This window comes from Streptomyces filipinensis, from assembly GCF_014649495.1.
GTDB lineage: Bacteria > Actinomycetota > Actinomycetes > Streptomycetales > Streptomycetaceae > Streptomyces > Streptomyces filipinensis.
The window spans coordinates 38,840-63,048 of the sequence record NZ_BMTD01000025.1 but is presented as its reverse complement, the minus strand read 5'-3'; the positions used below and the strand labels follow the sequence as shown (position 1 = coordinate 63,048).

Annotated in this window: 24 protein-coding genes; 18 read left to right on the top strand and 6 right to left on the bottom strand. The window is 73.3% G+C overall.

Annotation, left to right across the window (positions count from 1 at the left end; genetic code table 11):
- The first annotated feature begins 152 nt into the window (after positions 1 to 152).
- Together IE244_RS36565 and IE244_RS36560 are read left to right on the top strand one after the other, a co-directional pair.
- Complete coding sequence (locus IE244_RS36565) at positions 153 to 1,013, top strand: helix-turn-helix domain-containing protein (RefSeq protein ID WP_191877895.1); 861 nt, start codon at positions 153 to 155, stop codon at positions 1,011 to 1,013.
- Between the two features lie 9 nt (positions 1,014 to 1,022).
- Positions 1,023 to 1,244 carry a DUF397 domain-containing protein gene (locus tag IE244_RS36560; protein ID WP_031173478.1) on the top strand — a complete coding sequence of 74 codons (222 nt, stop codon included), beginning with the start codon at positions 1,023 to 1,025 and terminating at the stop codon, positions 1,242 to 1,244.
- Between the two features lie 42 nt (positions 1,245 to 1,286).
- On the opposite strand, the gene IE244_RS36555 is transcribed toward IE244_RS36560, so the two are convergent.
- Positions 1,287 to 2,414: an 8-amino-7-oxononanoate synthase gene (locus tag IE244_RS36555; RefSeq protein ID WP_191877894.1), complete on the bottom strand. Its 1,128-nt coding sequence runs from the start codon at positions 2,412 to 2,414 to the stop codon at positions 1,287 to 1,289.
- 147 nt (positions 2,415 to 2,561) lie between these two features.
- Here IE244_RS36555 and bioB point away from each other — a divergent pair, with 147 nt between their 5' ends.
- From bioB to IE244_RS36535, 4 genes are all read left to right on the top strand, one after another.
- Positions 2,562 to 3,791, top strand: coding sequence for a biotin synthase BioB (gene bioB / locus IE244_RS36550; protein ID WP_191877893.1), 1,230 nt, complete (start codon positions 2,562 to 2,564; stop codon positions 3,789 to 3,791).
- A complete protein-coding gene (locus IE244_RS36545) occupies positions 3,784 to 5,073 on the top strand; it encodes an adenosylmethionine--8-amino-7-oxononanoate transaminase (RefSeq protein WP_191877892.1) in 1,290 nt (429 codons plus the stop codon). The genes bioB and IE244_RS36545 overlap by 8 nt, the downstream gene beginning before the upstream one ends.
- A 1-nt stretch (position 5,074) precedes the next feature.
- Positions 5,075 to 5,791: a dethiobiotin synthase gene (bioD, locus tag IE244_RS36540; protein WP_191877891.1), complete on the top strand. Its 717-nt coding sequence runs from the start codon at positions 5,075 to 5,077 to the stop codon at positions 5,789 to 5,791.
- Positions 5,792 to 6,717: 926 nt separating this feature from the next.
- On the top strand, positions 6,718 to 7,410 hold the full coding sequence (locus IE244_RS36535) for a class I SAM-dependent methyltransferase (RefSeq protein ID WP_191877890.1): 693 nt from the start codon (positions 6,718 to 6,720) through the stop codon (positions 7,408 to 7,410).
- Here IE244_RS36535 and IE244_RS36530 read toward each other — a convergent pair whose 3' ends face one another.
- Both IE244_RS36530 and IE244_RS36525 read right to left on the bottom strand, forming a co-directional pair.
- Complete coding sequence (locus IE244_RS36530; RefSeq protein ID WP_191877889.1) at positions 7,411 to 7,785, bottom strand: fic family toxin-antitoxin system, toxin component; 375 nt, start codon at positions 7,783 to 7,785, stop codon at positions 7,411 to 7,413. It lies immediately after the preceding gene.
- A gap of 4 nt (positions 7,786 to 7,789) precedes the next feature.
- On the bottom strand, positions 7,790 to 8,029 hold the full coding sequence (locus tag IE244_RS36525; RefSeq protein ID WP_191877888.1) for a toxin-antitoxin system HicB family antitoxin: 240 nt from the start codon (positions 8,027 to 8,029) through the stop codon (positions 7,790 to 7,792).
- Between the two features lie 117 nt (positions 8,030 to 8,146).
- Between IE244_RS36525 and IE244_RS36520 the strand changes: the two genes are divergently transcribed.
- The 9 genes from IE244_RS36520 to mug all read left to right on the top strand — a co-directional run bounded on the left by IE244_RS36520 (position 8,147) and on the right by mug (position 18,621).
- Entirely contained in the window at positions 8,147 to 8,989 is an 843-nt protein-coding gene (locus IE244_RS36520; protein WP_191877887.1) for an ABC transporter ATP-binding protein, read from the top strand.
- Positions 8,990 to 8,993: 4 nt separating this feature from the next.
- Positions 8,994 to 11,561 (top strand): ABC transporter permease, encoded by a 2,568-nt coding sequence (locus tag IE244_RS36515; RefSeq protein ID WP_191877886.1) that lies wholly within the window; start codon positions 8,994 to 8,996, stop codon positions 11,559 to 11,561.
- 77 nt (positions 11,562 to 11,638) lie between these two features.
- Positions 11,639 to 12,526, top strand: coding sequence for an LLM class F420-dependent oxidoreductase (locus IE244_RS36510; RefSeq protein ID WP_191877885.1), 888 nt, complete (start codon positions 11,639 to 11,641; stop codon positions 12,524 to 12,526).
- 45 nt (positions 12,527 to 12,571) lie between these two features.
- Positions 12,572 to 12,997: a GNAT family N-acetyltransferase gene (locus IE244_RS36505; RefSeq protein ID WP_191877884.1), complete on the top strand. Its 426-nt coding sequence runs from the start codon at positions 12,572 to 12,574 to the stop codon at positions 12,995 to 12,997.
- A gap of 152 nt (positions 12,998 to 13,149) precedes the next feature.
- A complete protein-coding gene (locus IE244_RS36500; protein ID WP_191877883.1) occupies positions 13,150 to 14,493 on the top strand; it encodes a hemolysin family protein in 1,344 nt (447 codons plus the stop codon).
- Positions 14,490 to 15,509, top strand: a complete 1,020-nt coding sequence (locus tag IE244_RS36495; RefSeq protein WP_191877882.1) for a hemolysin family protein — start codon at positions 14,490 to 14,492, stop codon at positions 15,507 to 15,509. The genes IE244_RS36500 and IE244_RS36495 overlap by 4 nt, the downstream gene beginning before the upstream one ends.
- A gap of 109 nt (positions 15,510 to 15,618) precedes the next feature.
- Entirely contained in the window at positions 15,619 to 16,407 is a 789-nt protein-coding gene (locus IE244_RS36490; RefSeq protein ID WP_191877881.1) for an SGNH/GDSL hydrolase family protein, read from the top strand.
- A 169-nt stretch (positions 16,408 to 16,576) separates the two neighbouring features.
- Positions 16,577 to 18,019, top strand: coding sequence for an adenylosuccinate lyase (purB, locus tag IE244_RS36485; protein WP_191877880.1), 1,443 nt, complete (start codon positions 16,577 to 16,579; stop codon positions 18,017 to 18,019).
- A 62-nt stretch (positions 18,020 to 18,081) separates the two neighbouring features.
- A complete protein-coding gene (mug, locus tag IE244_RS36480) occupies positions 18,082 to 18,621 on the top strand; it encodes a G/U mismatch-specific DNA glycosylase (RefSeq protein WP_191877879.1) in 540 nt (179 codons plus the stop codon).
- Here mug and IE244_RS36475 read toward each other — a convergent pair.
- From IE244_RS36475 to IE244_RS36465, 3 genes are read right to left on the bottom strand one after another with little or no spacing between them, the layout of a single operon-like run.
- The gene (locus IE244_RS36475; RefSeq protein WP_191877878.1) at positions 18,582 to 19,025 is read right to left on the bottom strand and encodes a hypothetical protein; all 444 of its coding nucleotides are present in this window, start codon (positions 19,023 to 19,025) and stop codon (positions 18,582 to 18,584) included. The genes mug and IE244_RS36475 overlap by 40 nt on opposite strands.
- 41 nt (positions 19,026 to 19,066) lie before the next feature.
- A complete protein-coding gene (locus IE244_RS36470; protein ID WP_191877877.1) occupies positions 19,067 to 19,777 on the bottom strand; it encodes an ABC transporter permease in 711 nt (236 codons plus the stop codon).
- 2 nt (positions 19,778 to 19,779) lie between these two features.
- On the bottom strand, positions 19,780 to 20,700 hold the full coding sequence (locus tag IE244_RS36465) for an ABC transporter ATP-binding protein (RefSeq protein ID WP_191877876.1): 921 nt from the start codon (positions 20,698 to 20,700) through the stop codon (positions 19,780 to 19,782).
- Between the two features lie 116 nt (positions 20,701 to 20,816).
- Between IE244_RS36465 and IE244_RS36460 the strand changes: the two genes are divergently transcribed.
- From IE244_RS36460 to IE244_RS36450, 3 genes are all read left to right on the top strand, one after another.
- Entirely contained in the window at positions 20,817 to 21,977 is a 1,161-nt protein-coding gene (locus IE244_RS36460) for a sensor histidine kinase (protein WP_191877935.1), read from the top strand.
- 14 nt (positions 21,978 to 21,991) lie between these two features.
- Entirely contained in the window at positions 21,992 to 22,648 is a 657-nt protein-coding gene (locus IE244_RS36455) for a response regulator transcription factor (RefSeq protein WP_191877875.1), read from the top strand.
- A 100-nt stretch (positions 22,649 to 22,748) separates the two neighbouring features.
- Positions 22,749 to 23,903: an ROK family transcriptional regulator gene (locus IE244_RS36450; protein WP_191877874.1), complete on the top strand. Its 1,155-nt coding sequence runs from the start codon at positions 22,749 to 22,751 to the stop codon at positions 23,901 to 23,903.
- The last annotated feature ends 306 nt before the right edge of the window (positions 23,904 to 24,209 follow it).

Below are 24,209 nucleotides of genomic sequence, written 5' to 3'. Positions count from 1 at the left end.
GTCCCGGACTGGTGCTTGCTCGTCAGACTGCCATCACCGGGCCGGTCACGGGGAGCGATCCACCAAGATATGCATATATCTGTCGCCCGAAGCGGTGAACTCTGCGACGCGAGACCGTATTTGGGCGGCCCGGAAGGAGTAAGGAGGAGCCCATGCAGAACGGGCCGGCAGTCCGCCGTCGCAAATTGGGCGCCGAACTGCGCACGCTACGGACCGGCGCCGGGTTCACGAGCGGTGAGGCCGCCCGGCTGGTCGGCTGGCACCAGTCGAAGGTGAGCCGTATCGAGACCGGTGCCAGCGGCGTGAAACCAGCCGATGTGCGGTTACTCCTGGACGCCTACGAGGTCCAGGACGAACAGCTGCGCGAGTTGCTGCTGATGCTGGCGGGCTCCGAGGGCGCCGGAGACCGGTACCGCTGGTGGCACGCCTACCGCGGGGTGCTGCCGTCCACGTACCGCGACTTCATCAGCCTGGAGTCGCAGGCGAGCGCGATGCGCACGCTGGAGACCACGGTCGTACCCGGTCTGCTGCAGACCCCCGAGTACGCCCGCGCGGTCACCCGGGCTGCCGTGAAGGGCCTCGACGAGGAACGCCTGGACGCGCTGGTGGAGGTGCGGCTGGCCAGGCAGGACGTGCTCCGCGCCGACCCGCCGCTGACCCTGTGCGCGGTGCTGGACGAGGCGGTGCTGCGCCGCGAGGTGGGCGGCCCCGAGGTGATGAACCGGCAGCTGGAGCGGCTCACGGAGGCGGCCCGGCTGCCCCAGGTGAGGCTGCAGGTGCTGCCCTTCGGCTCGGGAGCGCATGTCGGCCTCACCGGGCCTTTCGTTATCTTCTCATTTCCGAGCACTTCTGATCTGGACGTGGTTGTTCTCGACCAGTTGACGAGTAGCCTCTACCTGGAGCGGAAAGAAGACCTCATGGCCTACTCGGAGGCCTTCGACACCCTTCGGATGCACGCTCTTTCGCCCGAGGACACGTTGGATTACATCGCCGGGATAGGTGACGGCGCGTAAGGAGGCACCATGTCAGCACTGCCTCGGAACGTCCCTGCCAGTACCGACCTGCACGACGTGTGCTGGCTGCGCAGCAGCTACAGCACGGGAGCCAACAACTGCGTGGAGACGGCCCGGCCGCGATCCGGCCCCTGGGCCGGACGGCTCGCCGTACGCGACTCCAAGCGTCCGGCCGGACCCGCACTCCTCTTCACCGCCGAGAGCTGGAGCGGGTTCCTCACCGCCCTCTGACCGAAGACGACCACGCGCGCAGCACGGCCGTGTCACGCCGACTCATGGTCGCGTTTCGCCGATCACACGTACAGCGCGTTCGATCTCGGCCCCGGACAGGTCCGCGCGGGCGGTCAGCCGCAGCCGTGAGATGCCGTCGGGCACGGAGGGAGGACGGAAGCAGCCCACGGCCAGCCCTGCCGTACGGCAGTCCGCCGCCCAGCGCACGGCCTGTTCCGGGGACGGAGCCCGCACGGAGACCACCGCGGCGTCCGGACGTACCGCTTCCAGACCCGCGGCGGTCAGCCGTGCGTGCAGTTCCGCGGCCACCTCACGGGCGCGCGCCGCCCGCTGCGGTTCGCGGACGAGCAGCCGCAGGGCCGCGAGCGCGGCGCCGGCCGCGGCGGGGGCCAGGCCCGTGTCGAAGATGAAGGTCCGCGCCGCGTTGACCAGGTGGTCGATGACGCGCGCCGGGCCGAGCACCACTCCGCCCTGACTGCCCAGCGACTTGGACAGGGTGGCCGTGACCACCACGTCCGCGGCGCCGGCCAGCCCCGCCGCCTGCGGCGCGCCCCGGCCGCCGTCGCCCAGCACCCCGAGCCCGTGCGCGTCGTCCACGACCAGTCCCGCGCCGTGCTCCCGGCACGCCTCGGCCAGCTCGGCCAGCGGCGCCCGGTCACCGTCGACCGAGAACACCGTGTCGGAGACGACGATCGCCGGTCCCTGATGACCGGCCAGGGCCTTGCGCACCGCCTCCGGGTCGGCGTGCCCGACGACCTGCCTCTCGCCGCGGGCGAGCCGGCAGCCGTCGATGAGCGAGGCGTGGTTGCCCGCGTCGGAGACGATCAGCGAGCCGTGCGGGCCGAGTGCCGTGACCGCGGCCAGGTTCGCGGCGTATCCGGAGGAGAAGACCAGCGCGGCCTCGAAGCCGCAGAACGCGGCCAGCTCGCGCTCCAGCTCGGTGTGCAACTCGGTGGTGCCGGTGACCAGCCGGGAGCCGGTCGAGCCGCCGCCCCAGACCCGGGCGGCCCCCGCCGCTCCCTCCGTGACCTCCGGGTGGTGGGCGAGGCCCAGGTAGTCGTTGCTCGCCAGATCCAGCAGCGGCGAGTCGGCCGGTCGCGGGCGCAGGGTCCGTACCAGTCCGGCGCGGCGACGCGCCTCCGCCTGCTCCTCGATCCAGCCGAACGCCATGGCTCCTCCGATGATTTTGTAGGTAGCGGACAGACACTAGCGGCACGACCAGCCGCCCAGGGTGTGGCAATACCCACACGGTGATCCGTCTCCGTTGTGCAAACTCTCCTTGGCCCAGGGCGGCCCCGTAGGACAGGATCGGACCTCATGGACCTGCTGAACACGCTGGTGGACAAGGGGCTTCGGCGCGAGCTGCCGACCCGCGAGGAAGCACTCGCCGTACTGGCCACCTCTGACGACGACCTGCTCGATGTGGTGGCCGCGGCCGGCAAGGTGCGCCGGCACTGGTTCGGCCGCCGCGTGAAACTGAACTACCTCGTCAACCTCAAGTCCGGCTTGTGCCCGGAGGACTGCTCCTACTGCTCCCAGCGGCTCGGCTCCAAGGCCGACATCCTGAAGTACACCTGGCTCAAGCCCGACGAGGCCTCCCAGGCCGCCGCCGCGGGACTGGCCGGAGGCGCCAAGCGGGTGTGTCTGGTGGCCAGCGGACGCGGCCCGACGGACCGGGACGTCGACCGGGTCTCGGAGACCATCAAGGCGATCAAGGAGCAGAACGAGGCCGTCGAGGTGTGCGCGTGCCTCGGTCTGCTCTCCGACGGCCAGGCCGAGCGGCTGCGCGAGGCGGGCGCGGACGCGTACAACCACAACCTCAACACCTCGGAGTCCACGTACGGGGACATCACCACCACCCACACGTACGCCGACCGGGTGGACACGGTGAACAAGGCGCACGCGGCCGGCCTGTCCGCCTGCTCCGGGCTGATCGCGGGCATGGGCGAGAGCGACGAGGACCTGGTCGACGTGGTCTTCTCGCTGCGCGACCTGGACCCGGACTCGGTGCCGGTGAACTTCCTCATCCCCTTCGAGGGCACCCCGCTGGCCAAGGAGTGGAACCTCACCCCGCAGCGCTGCCTGCGGATCCTCGCGATGGTCCGGTTCGTCTGCCCGGACGTGGAGGTCCGCATCGCGGGCGGCCGCGAGGTCCACCTGCGCACGATGCAGCCGCTCGCGCTGCACCTCGCCAACTCGATCTTCCTCGGCGACTACCTGACCAGCGAGGGCCAGGCCGGCAAGGCCGACCTGGAGATGGTCGCGGACGCCGGGTTCGAGGTGGAGGGCGCCGGTGAGGTGACGCTGCCGGAGCACCGGGTCGAGGCCGCGGGCGGCTGCGGCTCGCGCGGGAGCGCCGGAGGCGGCTCCGTCTGCGGCTCGCACGAGGGCTGCGGCTCGCACGAGGGCGCGGACGCGTGCGGTACGGCGGCTGCCACGTGCGGCACGGCCGGTACGGCGAGCGCGCCGGCCGCGCAGGAGGCGCGCACCGACCTCGTGGCGGTCCGCCGCCGGGGTGCCGGAACGGACCTCGCGCCCAATGCCTGACCTGCCCGGCCTGAGCGTGCCCGAACTGCTGGAACTGGACCGCCGGCATGTGTGGCACCCGTACGGCCCGATGCCCGGCCGTGCCGAGCCGCTGGTCGTGGAGTCGGCGAGCGGGGTCCGGCTCCGGCTCGCCGACGGCTCGGGCGAGCTGGTGGACGGCATGTCCTCCTGGTGGTCGGCGATCCACGGCTACAACCACCCGGTCCTCAACGAGGCGGCGCACGCGCAGCTCGGGCGGATGAGCCATGTGATGTTCGGCGGGCTCACGCACGAGCCCGCCGTGCGGCTCGCGAAGCATCTTGTCGACATGTCGCCAGCGGGCCTGGAGCACGTCTTCCTGGCCGACTCCGGTTCGGTGTCGGTCGAGGTCGCGGTGAAGATGTGCCTGCAGTACTGGCGCTCACTCGGACGGCCCCGCAAGCAGCGGATGCTGACCTGGCGGGGCGGCTACCACGGCGACACGTGGAACCCGATGTCGGTCTGCGACCCCCAGGGCGGCATGCACGCGCTGTGGTCCGGCGTGCTGCCCCGCCAGGTCTTCGCGGACGCGCCGCCGGCGGAGTACGAGGAGTCGTACGCCGACCAGCTGCGCGAACTGATCGCCCGCCACGCGGACGAGCTGGCCGCGGTGATCGTGGAGCCGGTCGTGCAGGGCGCGGGCGGGATGCGCTTCCACTCCCCCGCGTATCTGCGGGTGCTGCGCGAGGCGTGCGACGCGCACGACGTGCTGCTGGTGTTCGACGAGATCGCCACCGGCTTCGGCCGCACCGGCGCGCTGTTCGCGGCGGAGCACGCGGGCGTCACCCCGGATGTGATGTGCGTGGGCAAGGCACTGACCGGCGGCTATCTGACGCTGGCCGCCACGCTGTGCACCGCGCGGATCGCCGACGGCATCTCGCGCGGCGAGGTGCCGGTGCTCGCGCACGGGCCGACGTTCATGGGCAACCCGCTGGCGGCGGCCGTCGCCTGCGCTTCCATCGAGCTGCTGCTCGGGCAGGACTGGCGGGCGGAGGTCAAGCGGATCGAGACGGGCCTGTGGGACGGGCTGTCGCCGGCCCGCGAACTGCCTGGCGTACGGGACGTCCGCGTCCTCGGGGCCATCGGCGTCGTCCAGCTGGACCACGAGGTGGACATGGCCGCGGCCACCGCGGCCGCCGTGCGGGAGGGCGTGTGGCTGCGCCCGTTCCGCGACCTGATCTACACGATGCCGCCGTACGTCTGCACGGACGAGGACGTGACACGGATCGCGCGAGCGGTGTGCGCCGCGGCGCGGGAGGGATGACATGCCGGTACTGGTGATCACGGGCACGGGCACGGAGGTCGGCAAGACCGTCACCACCGCAGCCGTCGCCGCCGCGGCGCTCGCGGCGGGGCGCTCGGTGGCCGTGCTGAAGGCGGCCCAGACGGGGGTACGGCCGGACGAACGCGGGGACGCCGACGAGGTCGTGCGGCTCGCGGGTGCGGTGACGGCCACCGAACTGGCCCGCTATCCGGAGCCGCTGGCGCCCGGTACGGCGGCCCGGCGGGCCGGCATGGCCCCCGTGCACCCGCACGAGGTGGCCGACCGGGCGGCCAAGCTGGCCGCCGAGCACGACCTGGTGCTGGTCGAGGGGGCGGGCGGGCTGCTCGTCCGGTTCGACGCGGCCGGCGGCACCCTGGCCGACGCGGCCGGGCTGCTGGACGCACCGGTGCTGGTCGTCGCCCAGGCCGGTCTGGGGACGCTCAACACGACGGAGCTGACGGCACTGGAGCTGCGGCGCCGGGGGCTGGAGTTGGCGGGCATCGTGATCGGCAGCTGGCCCGGCTCCCCCGACCTCGCCACCCGCTGCAACGTCACCGACCTGCCGGAGGTGGCGGGCGCGCCCCTCCTCGGGGCGGTTCCCTGCGGGGCGGGAGCACTCCCCCCGGCGGACTTCCGCGCGGCGGCGCCGGCTTGGCTGGCCCCCCGCCTGGACGGCACCTGGGACGCGGAGGCGTTCCGAACCCGCGAGGCGCCGTAACCGACGAAGCCGGTGACGAACCGTCCCCGAAGGCCCGCCCCGGCCGCCCAGCCGGCCGGCGGGCCCCTCCCACCGGGGCACTCCGTCGGCGGCTCTCCGGCCGGGAAAGACCGACGGCGGGCCGCCCAACCGACCGAGCCCTGCCAGCCTGCCAAGCCCGGTGACGAGCCGACTCCCCCAGCCGACCGAGCCACGCCGGAGGCCCGTCGGCCGGCTGGGAGGCCGACGGGGGCCCCAGCCAACCAAGCCCGACGGCAAGCCGACCCCCAGCCCGCCAACCCCCACAGAAGGCCCTGGCCTCCAGCTCGCCAACACCGACCACAGACCACCCTCCAGCCCGCCGAGACCGACGGCGCCCCACGCTCCAGCCGAGGGAGGTCGACGGCGGGCCGCCCAGCCGACCTGGCCCAACGGTGGGCCGCCGCCCCCCGGCTGACCGAGCCCGGTGGCAAGCCGCCCCCCAGCTGACCGAGCCCGGTGGCAAGCCCCCCCCCGGCTGACCGAGCCCGGTGGCAAGCCGCCCCCCAGCTGGCCGAGCCGGTGGCAAGCCGCCCCCCCCCCAGCCGGCCGAGCCGCGCGGGCAGTTCGCCCTCCCGCGGACGGGAGCTGTGGCGGGTCCGCCCTCCAGCCGACCGAGTCGGGTGGTGGGTGGGCGGGGCGGGGTCCAGGGGCGGAGCCCCTGGCGGGGTGCGGGGCAGAGCCCCGCTGTGCGCGGCCCACCCTCCGCGAAGCCCCTGGCGGTCCTGAGGTGCGGCAGCCCTCCGCGAAGCCCCCGGCGGTCGTTGAGGGGCCGCAGCCCTCCGCAAAGCCCCCGGGCGGTCCCTAAGGGGCCGCAGCCCTCCGCGGAGCCCCCTGGTCGTTCTGAGGGTGCGGCAGCGCTTCGCGGGGGACACTCCTCCTAGGCCGTCCGTCCCGGGAGGTTCGCCATGCGGCTGCTGTCCTCCGGCTCCGACAAGGTGACGCGGAGCCCCGTGCACCATCCGCTGTTCGCCCGCTGCTACGCCCGGTACAGCGTGAGCGCCGAGACCCGGCTGGGCATGGCCGGCGTGCGCGAGCGCCTGCTCGCTGGACTGTCCGGGCGGGTGATCGAGATCGGCGCGGGCAACGGGCTGAACTTCTCGCACTATCCGGGCACCGTCGCGGAGGTCGTGGCGATCGAACCGGAGCCCCTGCTCAGGAAGTTGGCACTCGAATCGGCCCTGCGGGCCCAGGTGCCGGTCGACGTGGTGCCGGGCGCCGCGGAGGCGCTGCCGGTCAAGAGCGAGGCCTTCGACGCGGCCGTGCTGTCCCTGGTGCTGTGCAGCGTGCGGGACGTGCGACGGGCGCTGAGCGAGGTACGGCGGGTGCTCAGGCCGGGCGGCCAGGTGCGGTTCTTCGAGCACGGGCAAGGCGGCGGCCCCCTCATGACACTGACCCAGCGCACGCTGGACCGGACCCTGTGGCCCCCGCTGACCGGCGGATGTCACGTGGCCCGCCAGCCGGTGACCGCGCTGCGCGAGGCGGGGTTCACCCTCGGCCCGCACCGCCGGGTGCTGATGCCCGAGAAGGGTCCGCCGCTGCCGTCCTCGTACTGCGCGCTGGGCGTCGCCTGGCGTCCGGACGAGCCGGCCGCGCGCTGATCACAGGCTCCAGCGCCGCAGCTCCCGCGCGATCTCGTCCACGTCGGCCGTGCCCTGCTTCACCAGCCGGGCGAGGTCGCGCACCTGCTCGGGTGTGGTGACCACCTTCACGCCGCTGGCGACCAGATAGGCGTAGGCGACCGCCGAGGCGAACAGTGCGTTGGAGCGCTCCAGTGCCGGCAGGTGGATCAGCAGCTGGAGCAGGGAGGCGGCGCGGGCGTACGGGGTGTCGTAGACCGGCACGCCGAATATCTCGGCCCGGTGCCGGGCGACGGCGGCGACCAGCGCGCCCCAGTCCGTGACCTGCGGGTCCCCGGGCGTCTTCTGCTCGGCGAGCATGAGGAGCCAGGCGAGGTCGATGCTGAGCTCGTTCAAGGGATCAGCGGCCGTCCCCGGCGCCGGTGCCGCGGGTCTCGGTGAACTCCTCGGCGAACACGGACTCGTACTGCTTCATGAAGTCGGCGGCGGCCTCGACGAACGTACGGCCGGGTTCCCCGGTGTCCTGTCTGACCAGCTCTTCGATATAGCGGTTGACGCTGATGCCGCGGGCCAGGGCGCGTTCGCGGGCCGCGCGGGCGGTGCCCTCGTCCACGCGCACGTTCAGCTGGGTCTTCGCCATGCTTCGACGCTAGCGCCGAGGTGCTAGCAAGGCAAGGGGGTGCGTAAGCGCTGCGCCGGGACGGCATGTCCCTTACGCTCGCCCGGAACGGGCGTTTCAAGCGACCGGGAGGCGGTCTTGTCCACACCAGCTGCGCAGCACGCCCCGGGCCGCGCGCCGAACGGCGGAGTCGCGGCCCGCGCCCACGGGCTGACCAAGACCTACGGTTCCGGCGAGACGGCCGTCATCGCCCTGGACTCGGTGGACGTCGACATCGCGCGCGGCCGTTTCACCGCCGTGATGGGGCCCTCGGGCTCCGGGAAGTCCACGCTGATGCACTGTCTGGCGGGGCTCGACACGGTGTCCGCCGGTCAGGTGTGGCTGGGCGACACCGAGATCACCGGATTGCGGGAACGGGAGCTGACCCGTCTCAGGCGGGACCGGGTCGGGTTCATGTTCCAGTCGTTCAACCTCATCCCGACGCTGACGGCCGCGGAGAACATCACCCTGCCGATGGACATCGCGGGCCGCAAGCCCGACCAGCCGTGGCTGGACCAGGTCATCGACACCCTGGGGCTGCGCGGGCGTCTGACGCACCGGCCCGCCCAGCTCTCCGGCGGCCAGCAGCAACGCGTCGCCTGTGCCCGGGCACTGGCCTCCCGGCCGGAACTGATCTTCGCCGACGAGCCGACCGGGAACCTGGACTCGCGGGCCGGCCTGGAGGTGCTGGGCTTCCTGCGCGGCGCGGTGGACGATCTCGGGCAGACGGTCGTCATGGTCACGCACGACCCGGGCGCCGCCGCCCACTCCGACCTCGTGCTGTTCCTCGCCGACGGGCGGATCGTGGACGAGATGGCCCGGCCGACGGCCGAGGCGGTGCTGGAACGCATGCGCGTCTTCCCTGGTGGGAGCCCGCAGGCCGCCGGCCCCGACATGGTCCGGGCCCGATCCGGCGGCGACGCCGTCGCCCGGGAGGACTGACCCGGTGCTCAAGGCGACCCTGAGGAGTTTCCTCGCGCACAAGGGGCGGCTCGCGCTGTCCGCGCTGGCCGTGATCCTGTCCGTGGCGTTCGTCGCGGGCAGCCTGATCTTCTCCGACACCGTCACGCGCACCTTCGACCGGCTGTTCGCCTCCACCGCCGCCGATGTCACGGTCCAGCCGAAGCAGGATCTGAGGTCGGCCCGGCTCAGCGGTTCGGTGCAGACCCTGCCCGCCGCACTGCGGGACCGCGTGGCGCGGGTCGACGGGGTCACGGCGGCCCGTGCCGAGGTGTCGGTGGAGAACGCCGTCGTGGTCGACGCCCACAACAAGTCCGTCGGCCCGACCACCGGCGCCCCGACGATCGCGATGGCCTGGTACGTCACACACCGCAGCCCGGTGAAGCTGACCTCCGGCCGTGCGCCGCACGGTGCGGGTGAGGTGCTGCTGGACGCCGACACGGCCGGCAAGAGGCACGTACGGATCGGCGACACGCTGACCGTGCAGGCGCAGCCGGGCACGGTCCGGGCGCGGGTGGTCGGCATCGCCACGTTCACCACCACCAACCCCGGGGCGGCCCTGGTCTTCCTGGACCCCGCGGTCGCGGGCCGCGAACTGCTCGGGTCGGCGGCCAGGGCGACCAGCATCTCGGTGGACGCCGCGCCTGGAGTGACCGACGCGCAGCTCAAGAAGCGTGTCGGCCAGACGCTCGGGGCCGGCACCTACGACGTGAAGACCGCCGGCGAACAGGCCAAGTCGGCGGCGGCCAGCCTCGGCACCTTCCTGGACGTGATCAAGTACGTGATGCTGGGCTTCGCCGGTGTCGCGCTGCTCGTGGGCGTGTTCCTCATCGTCAACACCTTCTCCATGCTGATCGCCCAGCGCACGCGCGAGCTCGGCCTGCTGCGGGCACTCGGCGCGGACCGCAGGCAGGTGCGGCGCTCGGTGCTGACGGAGGCGCTGCTGCTCGGGCTGGTCGGTTCGACACTCGGCCTCCTGGCCGGTGTCGGGCTGGCGCTGGGGCTGATCCGGCTGATGAGCGCGTTCGGGATGAACCTGAAGGCCACGGAGATGGTCATCGGCTGGGGCACACCCGTCGCGGCGTACGTCGTCGGTCTCGGTGTCACCTTCGTGGCCGCCTATCTGCCCGCGCGGCGCGCGGCGGCCGTCTCCCCGATGGCGGCGCTCGCCGACGCCGAGGTCGCCGGTGTGGGCAAGCCGTTGAAGGCGCGGGCGATCGCCGGTGCGGTGGTCGGGGCGGCCGGGGCTGCGGCGCTGGCCGGGTGCGCGGCGGCCACGAAGACCGCGCAGGCGGCCTCGCTGCTGGGGCTAGGCGTGGTGTTGACGCTGATCGCGACCGTGGTGGGCGGCCCGCTGCTGGTACGGCCGGTCATCCGGGTCCTGGGCGCGGCCTTCCCCGCTCTGTTCGGCCCGGTCGGCCGGATGAGCCAGCGCAACGCGCTGCGCAATCCGCGCCGTACGGGCGCCACGGCCGCCGCGCTCATGGTGGGCCTGGCGCTGGTCGGCGGGATGTCGGTGGCGAGCGCCTCGATGTCGGCCTCGTTCGACCGGCAGATCGACAAGAACCTCGGCGCCGACTTCATCGTCCAGAACAGCAACTTCGCCCCCTTCACCGAAGAGGTGCGGCACAGCGTGGCCCGCACGCGCGGCGTCGGGCTGGTCGTACCGCAGCGGCTCACCCCGGTCGCCGTACGCGTGCCGGAAGGGGGCGAGGTCCGCACGTCCGCCGTCGCGTACGGGCCCGGACTGGACGACGTTGTGCACCTCACCTACGCGCGGGGCACCTCGCGGGCCGCGCTGGCGCCCGGGCACCTCGCCATGAATGCCGACTTCGCCCGGGACCACGGCGTGCGCGTCGGCAGCGTCCTCCCGGTCGAGTTCCCGGGCGGACGGCACGCGGAGCTGACCGTCGGGGCGCTCACCGACCAGGAGACGGCGCAGGGCTTCGGCGCCCAGGGAGGCCTGTACTTCGGCCTCGCCACCCTCGGCAAGTACACGCCGGGCGCCCAGGACTCGGCTCTCTACGTCAACGCGGCCGCCGGAACGAAGCCGCAGGATCTGCGGCCCCGCCTGGAACGGGCGCTCAAGCCGTTCCCGCAGGTGCAGGTGCGCAATCAGAGCGACTACAAGCAGCTGGTCCACAACCAGATCGCCGTCCTGCTCTACCTGGTGTACGCGCTGCTCGGCCTCGCGATCGTCATCGCCGTGCTCGGTGTGGTCAACACCCTCGCCCTGTCGGTGGTGGAGCGCACCCGCGAGATCGGGCTGCTGCGCGCGATCGGGCTGGGGCGACGGCAGCTGCGCCGGATGATCCGGCTGGAATCGGTGGTGATCGCGGTGTTCGGCGCGGTCCTCGGGCTGGCGCTGGGGCTGGTGTGGGGTGTGTGCATGCAGCAGGTGCTGGCCCTGCGGGGGCTGACGGCGCTGGCGTTCCCCTGGCCGACGATCGTCGCCGTCGTGATCGGTGCGGCGGTGGTGGGCGTGGTCGCGGCTCTGCTGCCGGCGCTGCGGGCGTCTCGGATGAACATACTGGCGGCGATCGCCCACGAGTGAGGGCGCCTGCCGAGCGCGGGGCGGACATGATGGAATCGCAGGTCCAGGCTCAAGTCACCTGCTGACGAGGAGAGTTCATGTCACGCCCGTTCCGCTTCGGGGTCAATCTGCTCACGCCCGCACCCGCCGCCGAGTGGCGCGCCAAGTGCCGGCGGGCCGAGAAGCTGGGGTACGACGTGATCCTCGTGCCGGATCACCTGGGGATGACCGCCCCGTTCCCGGCACTGGTCGCGGCGGCGGAGGCGACCGAGCGGCCCCGGCTGGGCACGTTCGTGCTCAACGCGGGCTTCTGGAATCCGGCGCTGCTGGCCCGCGAGGTGGCGACCACGGACGCGCTCACCGGTGGGCGCCTCGAACTCGGCCTGGGCACCGGGTACGTGCCGGCCGAGCACGAGACGGCCGGGCTGCCGTACGGCTCGCCGGGCGAGCGGGTGGACCACCTGCGCCGTACGGTCGCCGAACTGGGCCGGCTGCTCGGCTCACCGGAACACCAGCCTCGGCCCGCCCAGTCCCGGGTCCCGCTGCTGATCGGCGCCAACGGCGACCGGATGCTGCGGCTGACCGCCGAGCACGCGGACATCGCGGCCTTCACCGGAGCCCGGCCGGGAAGGACTCCGGGAGATCTGGAGCCGCTCACCGCCGATGAGCTGGACGAGCGGGTGGCGCGCTACCGGCACCTGGCGGCGGACCGCGCGGAACCGGCGGAGCTGAACCTGCTCCTCCAGCTCGTCGCGGTCACCGACGATCCCGAGCCCGTGCTGAAGCCGCTGCTGGAGCGGCAGTCGCAGCTGACCGTGGACGACGCGCTGGCCCTGCCCATCGTGCTGGCCGGCCCGCTGGAGGACGTCGTCGCACGGGTGCGGGCCCAGCGCGAGCGGTTCGGATTCTCGTACCTGACGGTCCTGGAGCCGTACATGGAGGCCTTCGCGCCGGTGATGGAGCGACTGCGCGAGGAGTCCGCATGATGAAAACCCGCACGCGGGGCACCCACGCCGTGCTCCGATGATCACATGACCAACCTGCGTATACGCCCGGCGGCGCACGCCGACCTCGACATCGTTCTCGCCTTCTGGAAGACAGCGGCCGAGGGCACCAGCATCAGCGACGACCGGGAGGGGGTGGAGCGGCTGGTCGCCCGCGACCCGGGGGCGCTGATCCTGGCCGAGAGCGACGACGAGCTGGTGGGCACGGTGATCGCGGGCTTCGACGGCTGGCGCTGCCATCTGTACCGGCTCGCGGTGTGCCCGCAGCGGCGCCGGCAGGGCATCGGTTCGGCGCTGCTGGCCGCCGCCGAGGACCGGTTCGTACGGCTCGGCGGGCGGCGCGCGGACGCGATGGTGCTGGTGCGCAACGAGCAGGCGCACCATGCGTGGAGCGCGGCGGGGTACGGCCCGCAGGAGCACTGGCGGCGCTGGGTGAAGCCGCTCACCGAGTGAGCCGCCGAGCACTCTTTGCTCATCCTTTACCATTGAGGGAGCACTCGGCCCTCTATGAAAGGTTGTGAGCGTCCGCCCATGGGCGAGCCTCCCGGTACGCGCCACCGCGCGACCCGACCTGCCCTGTCCGATCATGGGACGGGGGTGACCCGATGACCGAAGTGCTCCTCCTCCTGGTGGCGATCCTGCTGTCGCTCGCCTGTGGTGCCTTCGTGGCGGCGGAGTTCTCGCTGACCACGGTGGAGCGCGGCGAGCTGGAACGGGCCGCCCAGCGTGGCGAACGCGGCGCCCCCGGCGCCCTGAAGGCCGTACGGAACCTCACCTTCCAGCTCTCCGGCGCCCAGCTCGGCATCACCGTGACCAACCTGGTGGTCGGCATGCTCGCCGAGCCGTCCATCGCCAAGCTGCTCGCCGGTCCGTTCCGGGCGATGGGGCTGTCGGGCGGCACGGCCGCTTCGGCCGCCCTGGTGCTCGGTACGGCCCTGTCGACGGTGTTCCTGATGGTCGTCGGCGAGCTGGTGCCGAAGAACTGGGCGATCTCCTCGCCGCTGGCCGTGGCCAAGCGGGTGGGCAATCCGCAGCGCTGGTTCAGCGCCGCCTTCCGGCCCTTCATCACGCATCTGAACAACACGGCCAACCGCTTCGTCCGCAGGCTCGGCATCGAACCCGCCGAGGAGCTGGCCTCCGCACGCGGACCGCAGGAGCTGGCGGCGCTCGCCCGGCACTCCGCCAAGGAGGGCGCGCTGGAGCCCGACACCGCCGAGCTGTTCGTGCGCACGCTGAACCTGGCCGACCTCACGGCGGAGAACGTGATGACCCCGCGCGTCCAGGTCGTCGCCCTGGACACCCAGGCGACCTGCGAGGACGTGGCCAACGCGACCCGGGCCACCGGGCTGAGCCGCTTCCCGGTCTACCGGGGCACCCTCGACTCGGTCGTCGGGACCGCCCACATCAAGGATGTGCTGGCCGTCCCCGCCGACGAGCGCCGCCACCGCACGGTCGCCCAGGTGATGCGCCAGCCGCTGCTCGTGCCCGAGTCCCTGACCGTCGACCGCCTGCTGGACCGGCTGGGCGGCAGGCACACCATGGCCGTCGTCATCGACGAGTACGGCGGCACGGCCGGCGTGGCGACCCTGGAGGACATCGTCGAGGAGGTCGTCGGCGAGGTACGGGACGAGCACGACCCGCACGAGACACCCGACCTGGCCCCCGCGGGGGCGGACGGGGACGGCCGGGCCCTGTACTCGGCCGACGGTGCCACCCGGGTCGACCAGCTCGCGCGCGTGGGCCTGCGGGCGCCCGAGGGGCCGTACGAGACGCTGGCCGGCCTGGTCGCGACCCTGCTGGGCCGGATACCGGTGACCGGTGACACGGTCGCGGTCGCGGGCTGGCGGCTGGACGTGGTGGACGCCTCGGGCCACCGGGCGGCGCGGGTGCTGCTGCACGCGCCACTGGACGACGAACGGACCGACGAGACCACGGGGGAGGCGCGATGACCGCCGTACAGCTGCTGATCGGCCTGGCGACCCTGGTCGTCAACGCCTTCTTCGTCGGCGCGGAGTTCGCACTGATCTCCGTGCGCCGCTCGCAGGTCGAGCCGCTCGCGCAGGAGGGCGACCGGCGGGCGAGGAGCGTGCTGTGGGGCCTGGAGCACGTCTCGGCGCTGCTGGCCGCCGCGCAGCTCGGTATCACGCTGTGCACGCTGGTCCTGGGCGTGGTCGCCGAGCCGGCGATCGCGCATCTGCTGGAGCCGGTGTTCCACGCGGTCGGCGTGCCCGTGAACGCGGGCCACGCCGTGTCGTTCGTGATCGCGCTGGCCCTCGCGACCTATCTGCACATGCTGCTGGGCGAGATGGTCCCGAAGAACATCGCGCTCGCGGAACCGGTGCGCAGCGCGCTGCTGCTCGGCCCCCCGCTGGTCGCGCTGTCCCGGGCACTGCGCCCGGTGATCTTCACGGTGAACGCGTTCGCGAACGGGCTGCTGAAGCTGCTCAGGGTGGATGCCAAGGGCGAGGTCGCGGCGACCTTCACGGACACGGAACTCGCCGAGATCGTCAAGGACGCCAGCCAGGCCGGCCTGATCGACGACCGGGCGCAGGAGCGGCTGCACGACGCCCTGGAGCTGGGCAGCCGGCCCGTGCGGGACGTCGTGGTGCCACTGGAGCGGGTGGTGTACGCACGCGTGGGTGTCACTCCGGAGGAGCTGGAGGGGCTGTCGGCCCAGTCGGGCTTCTCCCGGTTCCCCGTGGTCGACGCGGGCCGGCGGATCGTGGGCTACCTGCACGTCAAGGACGCGCTGGACGCCTCGCCGCGGGACGTGCCGTTCCGGCTGCGGGACATGCGGCCCATCGCGCGGGTGCGGGAGAAGACCCCGCTGGACGACGTGCTCACGGCGATGCGCGGCAGCCGTACGCATCTGGCGGCGGTGCTCGGCGACGACGGCCGGCTGGCCGGCCTGGTGACCATGGAGGACGTGCTGCGGCAGCTGTTCGGGCAGCCCGCCCCGAGCTGATCGCGCGGGTGGTGCGACGGCGCCCGACCCGGGGCCCGGACCCGGGTCCCGTGGGGAACGCAGGGCGACCGACCGACGGGTATGGCGCCGGGATACCATCGCTGACGCCATGCAGACGAATCCCACACCTCCCCCGTACCGCAGCCTGGTCGCGGTCGGCGACTCCTTCACCGAGGGCATGTCGGACCTGCTGCCCGACGGCTCCTACCGGGGCTGGGCCGACCTGCTCGCCGGGCGGATGGCCGCCCGCACGCCGGACTTCCGGTACGCCAACCTGGCCGTGCGCGGAAAGCTGATCCGGCAGATCGTCGACGAGCAGGTGGACACGGCGGCGGCCATGAACGCCGATGTGATCACCCTGGTCGGCGGGCTGAACGACACCCTGCGCCCCAAGTGCGACATGGGCCGCGTGAAAGACCTGCTGACCGAGGCCGTGGAGCGGCTGGCACCGTCCTGCGGGCAGCTGGTGCTGATGCGCAGCCCCGGCCGCCAGGGCCCGGTGCTGGAGCGGTTCCGGCCGCGCATGGAGGAGCTGTTCGCCTGCGTGGACCAGCTGGCCGGCAAGCACGGCGCGCTCGTCGTCGACCTGTACGGGGCGCCCTCCCTCAGCGACCCCCGGCTGTGGGACGTGGACCGGCTGCACCTGACGGCCGAGGGGCACCGCCGGGTCGCCGAGGCGGTGTGGCAGACGCTCGGGTACGAGCCTGAGGACACCGAGTGGCAGGTGCCGATACCGGCGAGCCTCCCGCCGGGCTGGGTGACGCGCCGGGTGGCGGACGCGCGCTTCGCCCGGCAGCACCTGCTGCCGTGGATAGGCCGGCGCCTGACCGGCCGCTCCTCGGGGGACGGCCGCCCGGCGAAGCGGCCGGAGCTGCTGCCGTACGAGGGCCCGGCATAGCCTCACGGGCTCGGCCGTCGTCCGTCCGCGGCGCGTCGCAGCCGGCCGCGCCCACGCGGCGGAGCCACCCGTCGAATACGGCCCCACGCCCCATCGGGGCACTTTCGTAGGTTCCGCCGAACGGGGGCGTGGCGCTGGCCTGCACAAACCGCCAGTAGACTCTGGACACGTGACTTCTGCGCCCGCCAAGCCCCGCATCCCGAACGTCCTCGCCGGACGCTACGCCTCCGCCGAGCTCGCCACGCTCTGGTCCCCCGAGCAGAAGGTGAAGCTGGAGCGGCAGCTCTGGCTCGCCGTGCTGCGGGCCCAGAAGGACCTCGGCATCGAGGTCCCGGACGAGGCGATCGCCGACTACGAGCGTGTCCTCGACACCGTCGACCTGGCCTCGATCGCCGAGCGCGAGAAGGTCACCCGGCACGATGTGAAGGCGCGGATCGAGGAGTTCAACGACCTCGCCGGGCACGAGCACGTGCACAAGGGCATGACCTCCCGCGACCTCACCGAGAACGTCGAGCAGCTGCAGATCCGGCTGTCGCTGGAGCTGATCCGCGACCGCGCGGTCGCCGTACTCGCGCGTCTCGGCAAGCTCTCGGGCGAGTACGCGGAGCTGGTCATGGCCGGCCGCTCGCACAACGTGGCCGCGCAGGCCACCACCCTCGGCAAGCGTTTCGCGACCGCCGCCGACGAGCTGCTGGTCGCCTACGGCCGCGTCGAGGAGCTGCTCGGCCGCTACCCCCTGCGCGGCATCAAGGGCCCGGTCGGCACCGCGCAGGACATGCTGGACCTGCTCGGCGGCGACGCGGCCAAGCTCGCCGAGCTGGAGAACCGGATCGCCCGGCACCTGGGCTTCGCGCAGGCGTTCACCTCGGTCGGCCAGGTCTACCCGCGCTCGCTGGACTACGAGGTCGTCACCGCGCTGGTGCAGCTGGCGGCGGCGCCGTCCTCGCTGGCCAGGACGATCCGGCTGATGGCCGGGCACGAGCTGGTCACCGAGGGCTTCAAGCCGGGCCAGGTCGGCTCCTCCGCGATGCCGCACAAGATGAACACCCGCTCCTGCGAGCGCGTCAACGGCCTCATGGTCATCCTGCGCGGCTACGCCTCGATGACCGGCGAACTGGCGGGCGACCAGTGGAACGAGGGCGATGTGTCCTGCTCGGTGGTGCGCCGGGTCGCGCTGCCGGACGCGTTCTTCGCGCTGGACGGTCTGCTGGAGACCTTCCTGACCGTCCTCGACGAGTTCGGCGCCTTCCCGGCCGTCATCGCCCGTGAGCTGGACCGCTACCTGCCGTTCCTCGCCACCACCAAGGTGCTGATGGGCGCGGTGCGGTCCGGGGTCGGCCGTGAGGTCGCGCACGAGGCGATCAAGGAGAACGCCGTGTCCACCGCGCTCGCGATGCGCGAGCAGGGCGCCGAGCGCAACGACCTGCTGGACAAGCTCGCCGCCGACGGCCGGCTGCCGCTGGACCGCGAGCAGCTCGCGGCGCTGATGGCCGACAAGCTGTCCTTCACCGGTGCCGCCGCCGACCAGGTCGGTGTCGTCGTCGGCCGTATCGAGGAGATCGTCAAGCAGCACCCGGAGGCGGCCGGTTACACCCCCGGAGCGATCCTCTGACCCGCACGCCACGCTCTCCCCGCTTCACGCAGGCGGACCTGGAGGTCGCCCGCGACCGTCTCGTGCCGGACGTCGTCGCGGACGGCCTCCGCGTGCTCTTCTGCGGGATCAACCCGGGGCTCATGACGGCGGCGACCGGTCACCACTTCGCCCGCCCCGGCAACCGCTTCTGGCCGGTGCTGCACCTGTCCGGCTTCACGCCGAGGCTGCTGAAGCCGGCCGAGCAGCGGGAGCTGCTGGGGTACGGGCTGGGCATCACGAACGTCGTGGCGCGGGCGACCGCGCGGGCCGACGAGCTGACCGCCGAGGAGTACGTCGAGGGCGGGCGGCTGCTGACCGAGAAGGTGATCCGGCTGCGGCCGAGGTGGCTGGCGGTGGTCGGGGTGACCGCGTACCGGGCCGCCTTCGGTGACCGCACGGCCCGGGTGGGACCGCAGGAGCGGGCCGTCGGGGACACCCGGGTGTGGGTGCTGCCCAATCCGAGCGGACTGAACGCGCACTGGACGGCGGCGGCGATGGCGGAGGAGTTCGCCCGGCTGCGGGAGGCGGCGGGCGCGGCGGATCAGGGCGGGTCGGTCTCGGTCACTATGCCGAGGAGCTGAAACGGAAGCTCCTGGCGCCCGTGGGACACGCCGAGGCAGACCCAGCGGTCCGGCACGGGCGCCTGCCACAGGTGGACGTCCGGCACGTGCTCGCTCAGCTCGGCCCAGGGCTCCTCGATGTCCTCGCCCTCCATGGTCCGGACGAGGACGCTGCGCAGGCTGAAGCGCTGCGGTGGCCCCCACCGGCCGGTGAGCAGCTCGGTGAGGCCGTCGCGGTCGGCCTCGAACTGAGCCGCCGTCTCCTCCCGTGCCGTGCCGTCGTCCTCCCAGTAGTCACCGCTCCTGTGTAAGGCCGCTATGTGATAGCCGGGCCCGCTCTCGCCGTGTTCCGTCCTGCCGTGCTCCGCGGGGAACTCCCGGGCACACAGCACGTCGATGACGGCCAGGCACTTCGCGATGTCCATGTGATCCAGTAAAGCGGGCCCCACTGACAATTGGTGTGCCGTCAGGCGTCCCTGCGCCGCAGGCTCCACGCGCCCGCGAGCAGCGCGGCCACCGACCACAGCGCGGTCACCGCGAGCCCGGTCCACGGGCCGAGGGCGCCGTCCCAGGTGCTGTGCAGGGCGACTTGGCCGGCCCGGTCGGGCAAGAAGTCGGCGACACCTCCGGACAGGTCGCCGATGACGAAGGACACGATCAGCAGGAACGGGATCAGCACGGACAGGGTCGCGACCCCGCTGCGCAGCACGGCCGCGAGTCCGGCCGCGAACAGCGCCATCAGCGTCAGCTGCAGTGCGCAGCCGACCGCGCCGCGCAGGCCCTCGCCCCAGGCCGGGCCGGAGGCGCCGAGGACCGACTTGCCGACGAGCAGGGTGGCCAGCCCGGTGAGGAGACCGACGGCCAGCACGGGCAGGGCGATGGCGGCGGCCTTGGCGGCGAACCACCGCAGGCGGTCGGGCGCCGCCGACAGCGTCAGCCGCAGGGCGCCGCCGCGGAACTCGGCCGAGACGGCCGTCGTACCGAAGGCGATCGCGGCGATCTGGCCGAGGCTGACGCCGAAGAACACCGAGTACAGCGGGTCCGAGCCGTCGGCGTCGGCGACCGCGAGCGCCGAGAACGCGGTCGTGACCAGGAGGACGGCGGCGAGGCTGCCGAGGAGCGAGCGGAGGGTACGGATCTTGATCCACTCCGCGTGCAGAACGGGTGTGAACTCCATGGTCAGGCCTCCTGGGGCGGTGCGGTGAACTCGGCCTCGGCCGCGGTCAGATCGAGATAGGCCTCCTCCAAGGTGGCCTCGCGCGCGGTGAGCTCCAGTACGGGCAGGCCCGCGCCGGACATGAGCCGGCCGATGTCGTCCACGCGCGTGTGCCACACCGTCCGGGATCCGTCCGGGTCCGGGGAGGCGTCGAGGCCGTGGCGGGCGAGCAGGTCGTCCAGTGCCGAGGGCTCGCTGGTGCGGATCCTGACGTGCGGCCGTACGCGCGCGTGGATGAACTCCTGTACCGGTGTGTCGGCCAGCAGCCGCCCCCGCCCCAGGATCACGAGGTGGTCGGCGAAGGCGGCGGTCTCGCCCATCAGATGGCTGGAGACCAGGACGGTACGGCCCTCCCGGGCGAGCCGGCGCAGCAGCGTGCGGATCCAGACGATGCCCTCGGGGTCGAGGCCGTTGGCGGGTTCGTCGAGCAGGACGACCTCGGGGTCCCCGAGGAGGGCGGCGGCGATGCCGAGCCGCTGGCGCATGCCGAGGGAGTACGTCCGTACCCGGCGCCGCGCCACCTGGGCCAGACCGGTCTCCTCCAGGACGGTGTCGACCCGGCGGTCCGGGATGCGGTTGCTCGCGGCGAGGGCCCGCAGGTGGTCGCGGGCGGTACGGGAGCCGTGCGCGGCCCGGGCGTCGAGCAACGCGCCCACCCGGCGCAGCGGTTCGCGCAGGGCCGCGTAGGGGTGGCCGCCGATGGTGGCGGTGCCCGAGGTGGGCCGGTCGAGGCCGAGGACGAGGCGCATGGTGGTGGACTTGCCGGCGCCGTTGGGGCCGAGGAAGCCGGTGACGCGGCCGGGGCGCACGCTGAAGGTGAGCTGGTCCACGGCCCGCCGTCCGCCGTACTCCTTGCTGAGGTCGCGTACGTCGATGCTGGTCATGGCAACAGCCTTGCCGTCCGACGGTGTCGGGACCTCCCCCGCCGGTGGGGATCGCCTCCCCCGTGCGGGGGAGGCCCGTTGTCGGTGCCGCCTGCGACGATGGCGTCATGGCCCGCATGATCCGTTTCCTGCGCCCGCTCCTGCGCGGGACGACGTACACGCGCCTGCTGCATCTGTGGGTGCCGATGCTGGTGGTCAGCGTCTGGCTCTTCATCGGCCCGTCGGTCCCCTGGGTGCCCGCGCTGGTACTCGTCCCGCTCGCACTCGTACCCGCGGTCCGCAGGGGCGAGGGCGTGCAGGCGCGTCTGCTGCTCACGCCCGGCGAGGCGGATCCGGGTATATCCGAGGCGCCGTCGGCGACCTGGCGGGACCGGCTGCGGACCCTGCTGTGGCTGGAGCTGCGGATGTTCCTCGGCGCGGCGGCCATGTTCGCCACGGTGTGGCTGCCCGCCGCCGGCTTCGAACTGGCACGGTGCGCCTGGGGGTTGGCGCCGTCCGGGGTGCCGGTGCTGGACCGGCTGCCGCCGCACCGCGCCTGGGCCCTGCTGACGCCGCTCCCGCTGCTCGCCCTGTACGGCGTGGTCGTCGGACTCGGCGAGCTGGTCACCGCCTGCGCGCGCCGGCTGCTGGGCCCCTCCGCGGCCGAGCGGCTGGCCGCGCTGGAGGAGCGCACCGAGCAGCTGCTGGAACGCACCCGGATCGCGCGGGAGTTGCACGACTCGATCGGGCACGCCCTGACGGTGGCGGTGGTGCAGGCCGGCGCGGCGCGGGCGGCGGGCGATCCGGAGTTCACCGACCGCGCGCTGGACGCCATCGAGGAGACCGGGCGAGCGGCCCTGGAGGATCTGGAGCGGGTGCTGGGCGTGCTGCGGGAGGCCGAGCGGCCGGTGAGCGCCCGGCCCACGCTGGCCGAGGCGGGCCGGCTCCTGGAGTCGGCGCGGGCCTCCGGCGCGAAGGTCGACGCCGAGGTGACGGGTCCGGTCGCGGCCGTGCCCGGACCGGTGTCCCGCGAGGGCTACCGGATCCTGCAGGAGGCGCTCACCAACGCGCTGCGGCACGCGGGAGCGGTGCCCGTGCGGGTGCGGGTGCGGGTCGCGGTCGGCGACGGCACGCTCGCCCTGGAGGTCCGCAATCCCCTGCCGGGCGCGATACCCGGCGCCGGACGGGGCAGCGGCCTGCGCGGCATACGGGAGCGGGCCGCGCTGCTCGGGGGCAGCGCCCGGACCGGCCCGGACGAGGGCGACTGGCAGGTGCGCGCGGAGCTGCCGATCACCTGACCTAGGCTGGCCGGATGCCGGTCACCGTACTTCTCGTCGACGACGAACCCCTGGTCCGCGCGGGTCTGCGGGCCGTGCTGGAGGCGCAGCCCGACATCGAGGTGGTGGGCGAGGCCGCCGACGGGGCCGCGGTCGTCCCGCTGGTGCGGCAGCTGCGGCCGGACGTCGTCGCCATGGACGTCCGCATGCCGTTGCTGGACGGCATCGAGGCCACGCGCGTGGTGCTGCGTACGGTGGCCGAGCCGCCGAAGATCCTCGTGGTGACGACGTTCGAGGACGACGAGTACGTGTACGAGGCCCTGCGCGCGGGCGCCGCCGGGTTCCTGCTGAAGCGGGCCCGCCCGGCCGAGATCGTGCACGCCGTACGGCTGGTCGCGGAAGGCGGGTCGTTGCTGTTCCCGGCTTCGGTACGGCGCCTCGCCGCCCGGTACGGCGCCGGCGACCGGCCGGCGCGTGCCACGCTGGAGCGGGCTCGGCTGACGGAGCGGGAGGCGGAGGTGCTGCGGCTCATGACGCGGGGGCTGTCGAACGCGGAGATCGCCGCACGGCTGGTCGTGGGCGGGGAGACGGTCAAGACGCATGTGAGCGCCGTGCTGGCCAAGCTCGGCGCGCGCGACCGCACCCAGGCGGTGATCACGGCCTACGAGTCGGGTTTCGTCGAGCCGCGCTGAGAGCGGCGGTGCCGCTGCTGATGCGGAACCCGGCACTCGCCGGGGTGCGCCGGGCCGAGTACGATCCGGCCAACACGCGCGCGAGCTGGAAGGACGGACGGTGGGGCAGCTGACCGGCGGCGATCCCTCGCTGCTGCGAAGGATCAATTCCGCGGTGGTGCTGCACGCGCTGCGTGCCACGGACTGCGCGACGCTCACCGAGATCACCCGGGTCACCGGACTGTCCCGGCCGACGGTGGAAGGTGTCGTCGAAGGGCTCATCGAGGGCGGGCTCGTCGTGGAGAAGGCCGCCGACGAGGGCATCGCGCGCCGACAGGGGCGGCCCGCGCGCCGGTTCCGGTTCCGGGCCGAGGCGGGGCACCTGCTGGGCCTGGAGATCGGGCCGCACCGGGTCGCCGCACTGCTGTCCGACCTGGACGGCCGGGTGCTGGGCGCGCAGGCCAAGGAGGTCGACGAGACGGCCACGGCGGACGAGCGGCTCGAACGGCTGCGCGGCACGGTCGCCGAGCTGCTGCGGCGGGCCGGGGTGGCACGCGACTCGCTGCGGGCCGTGGGCGTGGGCACGCCGGGGATCGTGGAGGCCGACGGCACGGTACGCCTGGGCACGGCGCTGCCGCAGTGGACGGGCCTGCGGCTGGGCGAGCGGCTGGGCCGTTCCTTCACGTGCCCGGTGCTGGTGGAGAACGACGCCAACGCGGCCGTCGTCGCCGAGCACTGGAAGGGCGCGGCGGCCGAGTCGGACGACGTGGTGTTCGTGCTGGCCGGGCTGAGCCCGGGCGCGGGTTCGCTGATCGGCGGTCGGCTGCACCGCGGCTACGGCGGTGCGGCCGGGGAGATCGGCGCGCTGCATCTGCTGGGCCGGGAGGCGCCTCCGGAGACGCTGCTGTCCACCACGGACGAGCCGCTGAACCCGCTGGACGAGCAGGCGGTCGCCGAGGTGTTCGCGCTGGCCCGTGAGGGCGACCAGCGGGCGCGGGCGGCCGTGGAACGGTTCATCCAGCGGCTCGTGCACGACGTGGCCGCGCTGGTGCTGGCGCTCGATCCGCAGCTGGTCGTGATCGGCGGCTGGGCGGCCGGCCTCGACGGCGTCCTGGAACCGCTGCGCCGCGAACTGGCCCGCTACTGCCTGCGGCCGCCTCAGGTGGCGTTGTCCCTGCTGGGTGAGGCGGCCGTGGCGACGGGGGCACTGCGCCTGGCTCTGGACCACGTCGAGGACCAGCTGTTCGCCGTCGACGGCACGGTGACGCGGCGCTGAGCCTGCGCCGTGCCACTGCGGCTCCGCGCTCCTGGGCGTCGCGGCGGCCCCTCGGGGGCCCGGAGCCCTGTGAGACCGGCGCCTGTCGTGGGAGGTCGCCGCACCGGCACAGCACCATCGGGGCCGGAAGCGCCCCCGCGACGAAGCCGGATGTCCGCACCCCTGAGCGCGTCAGCCCCCGCCCGGTGATGTCCAGACACCCGGAGACACGGCAGACCGGCGCCTGCCGGGCAAGGTCGTCGCACCGGCGTGGCGCCGTGAGGCCGGGAGCCCCTGCGGGGCCGAGCCGTGTGTGGCACGGTCTCG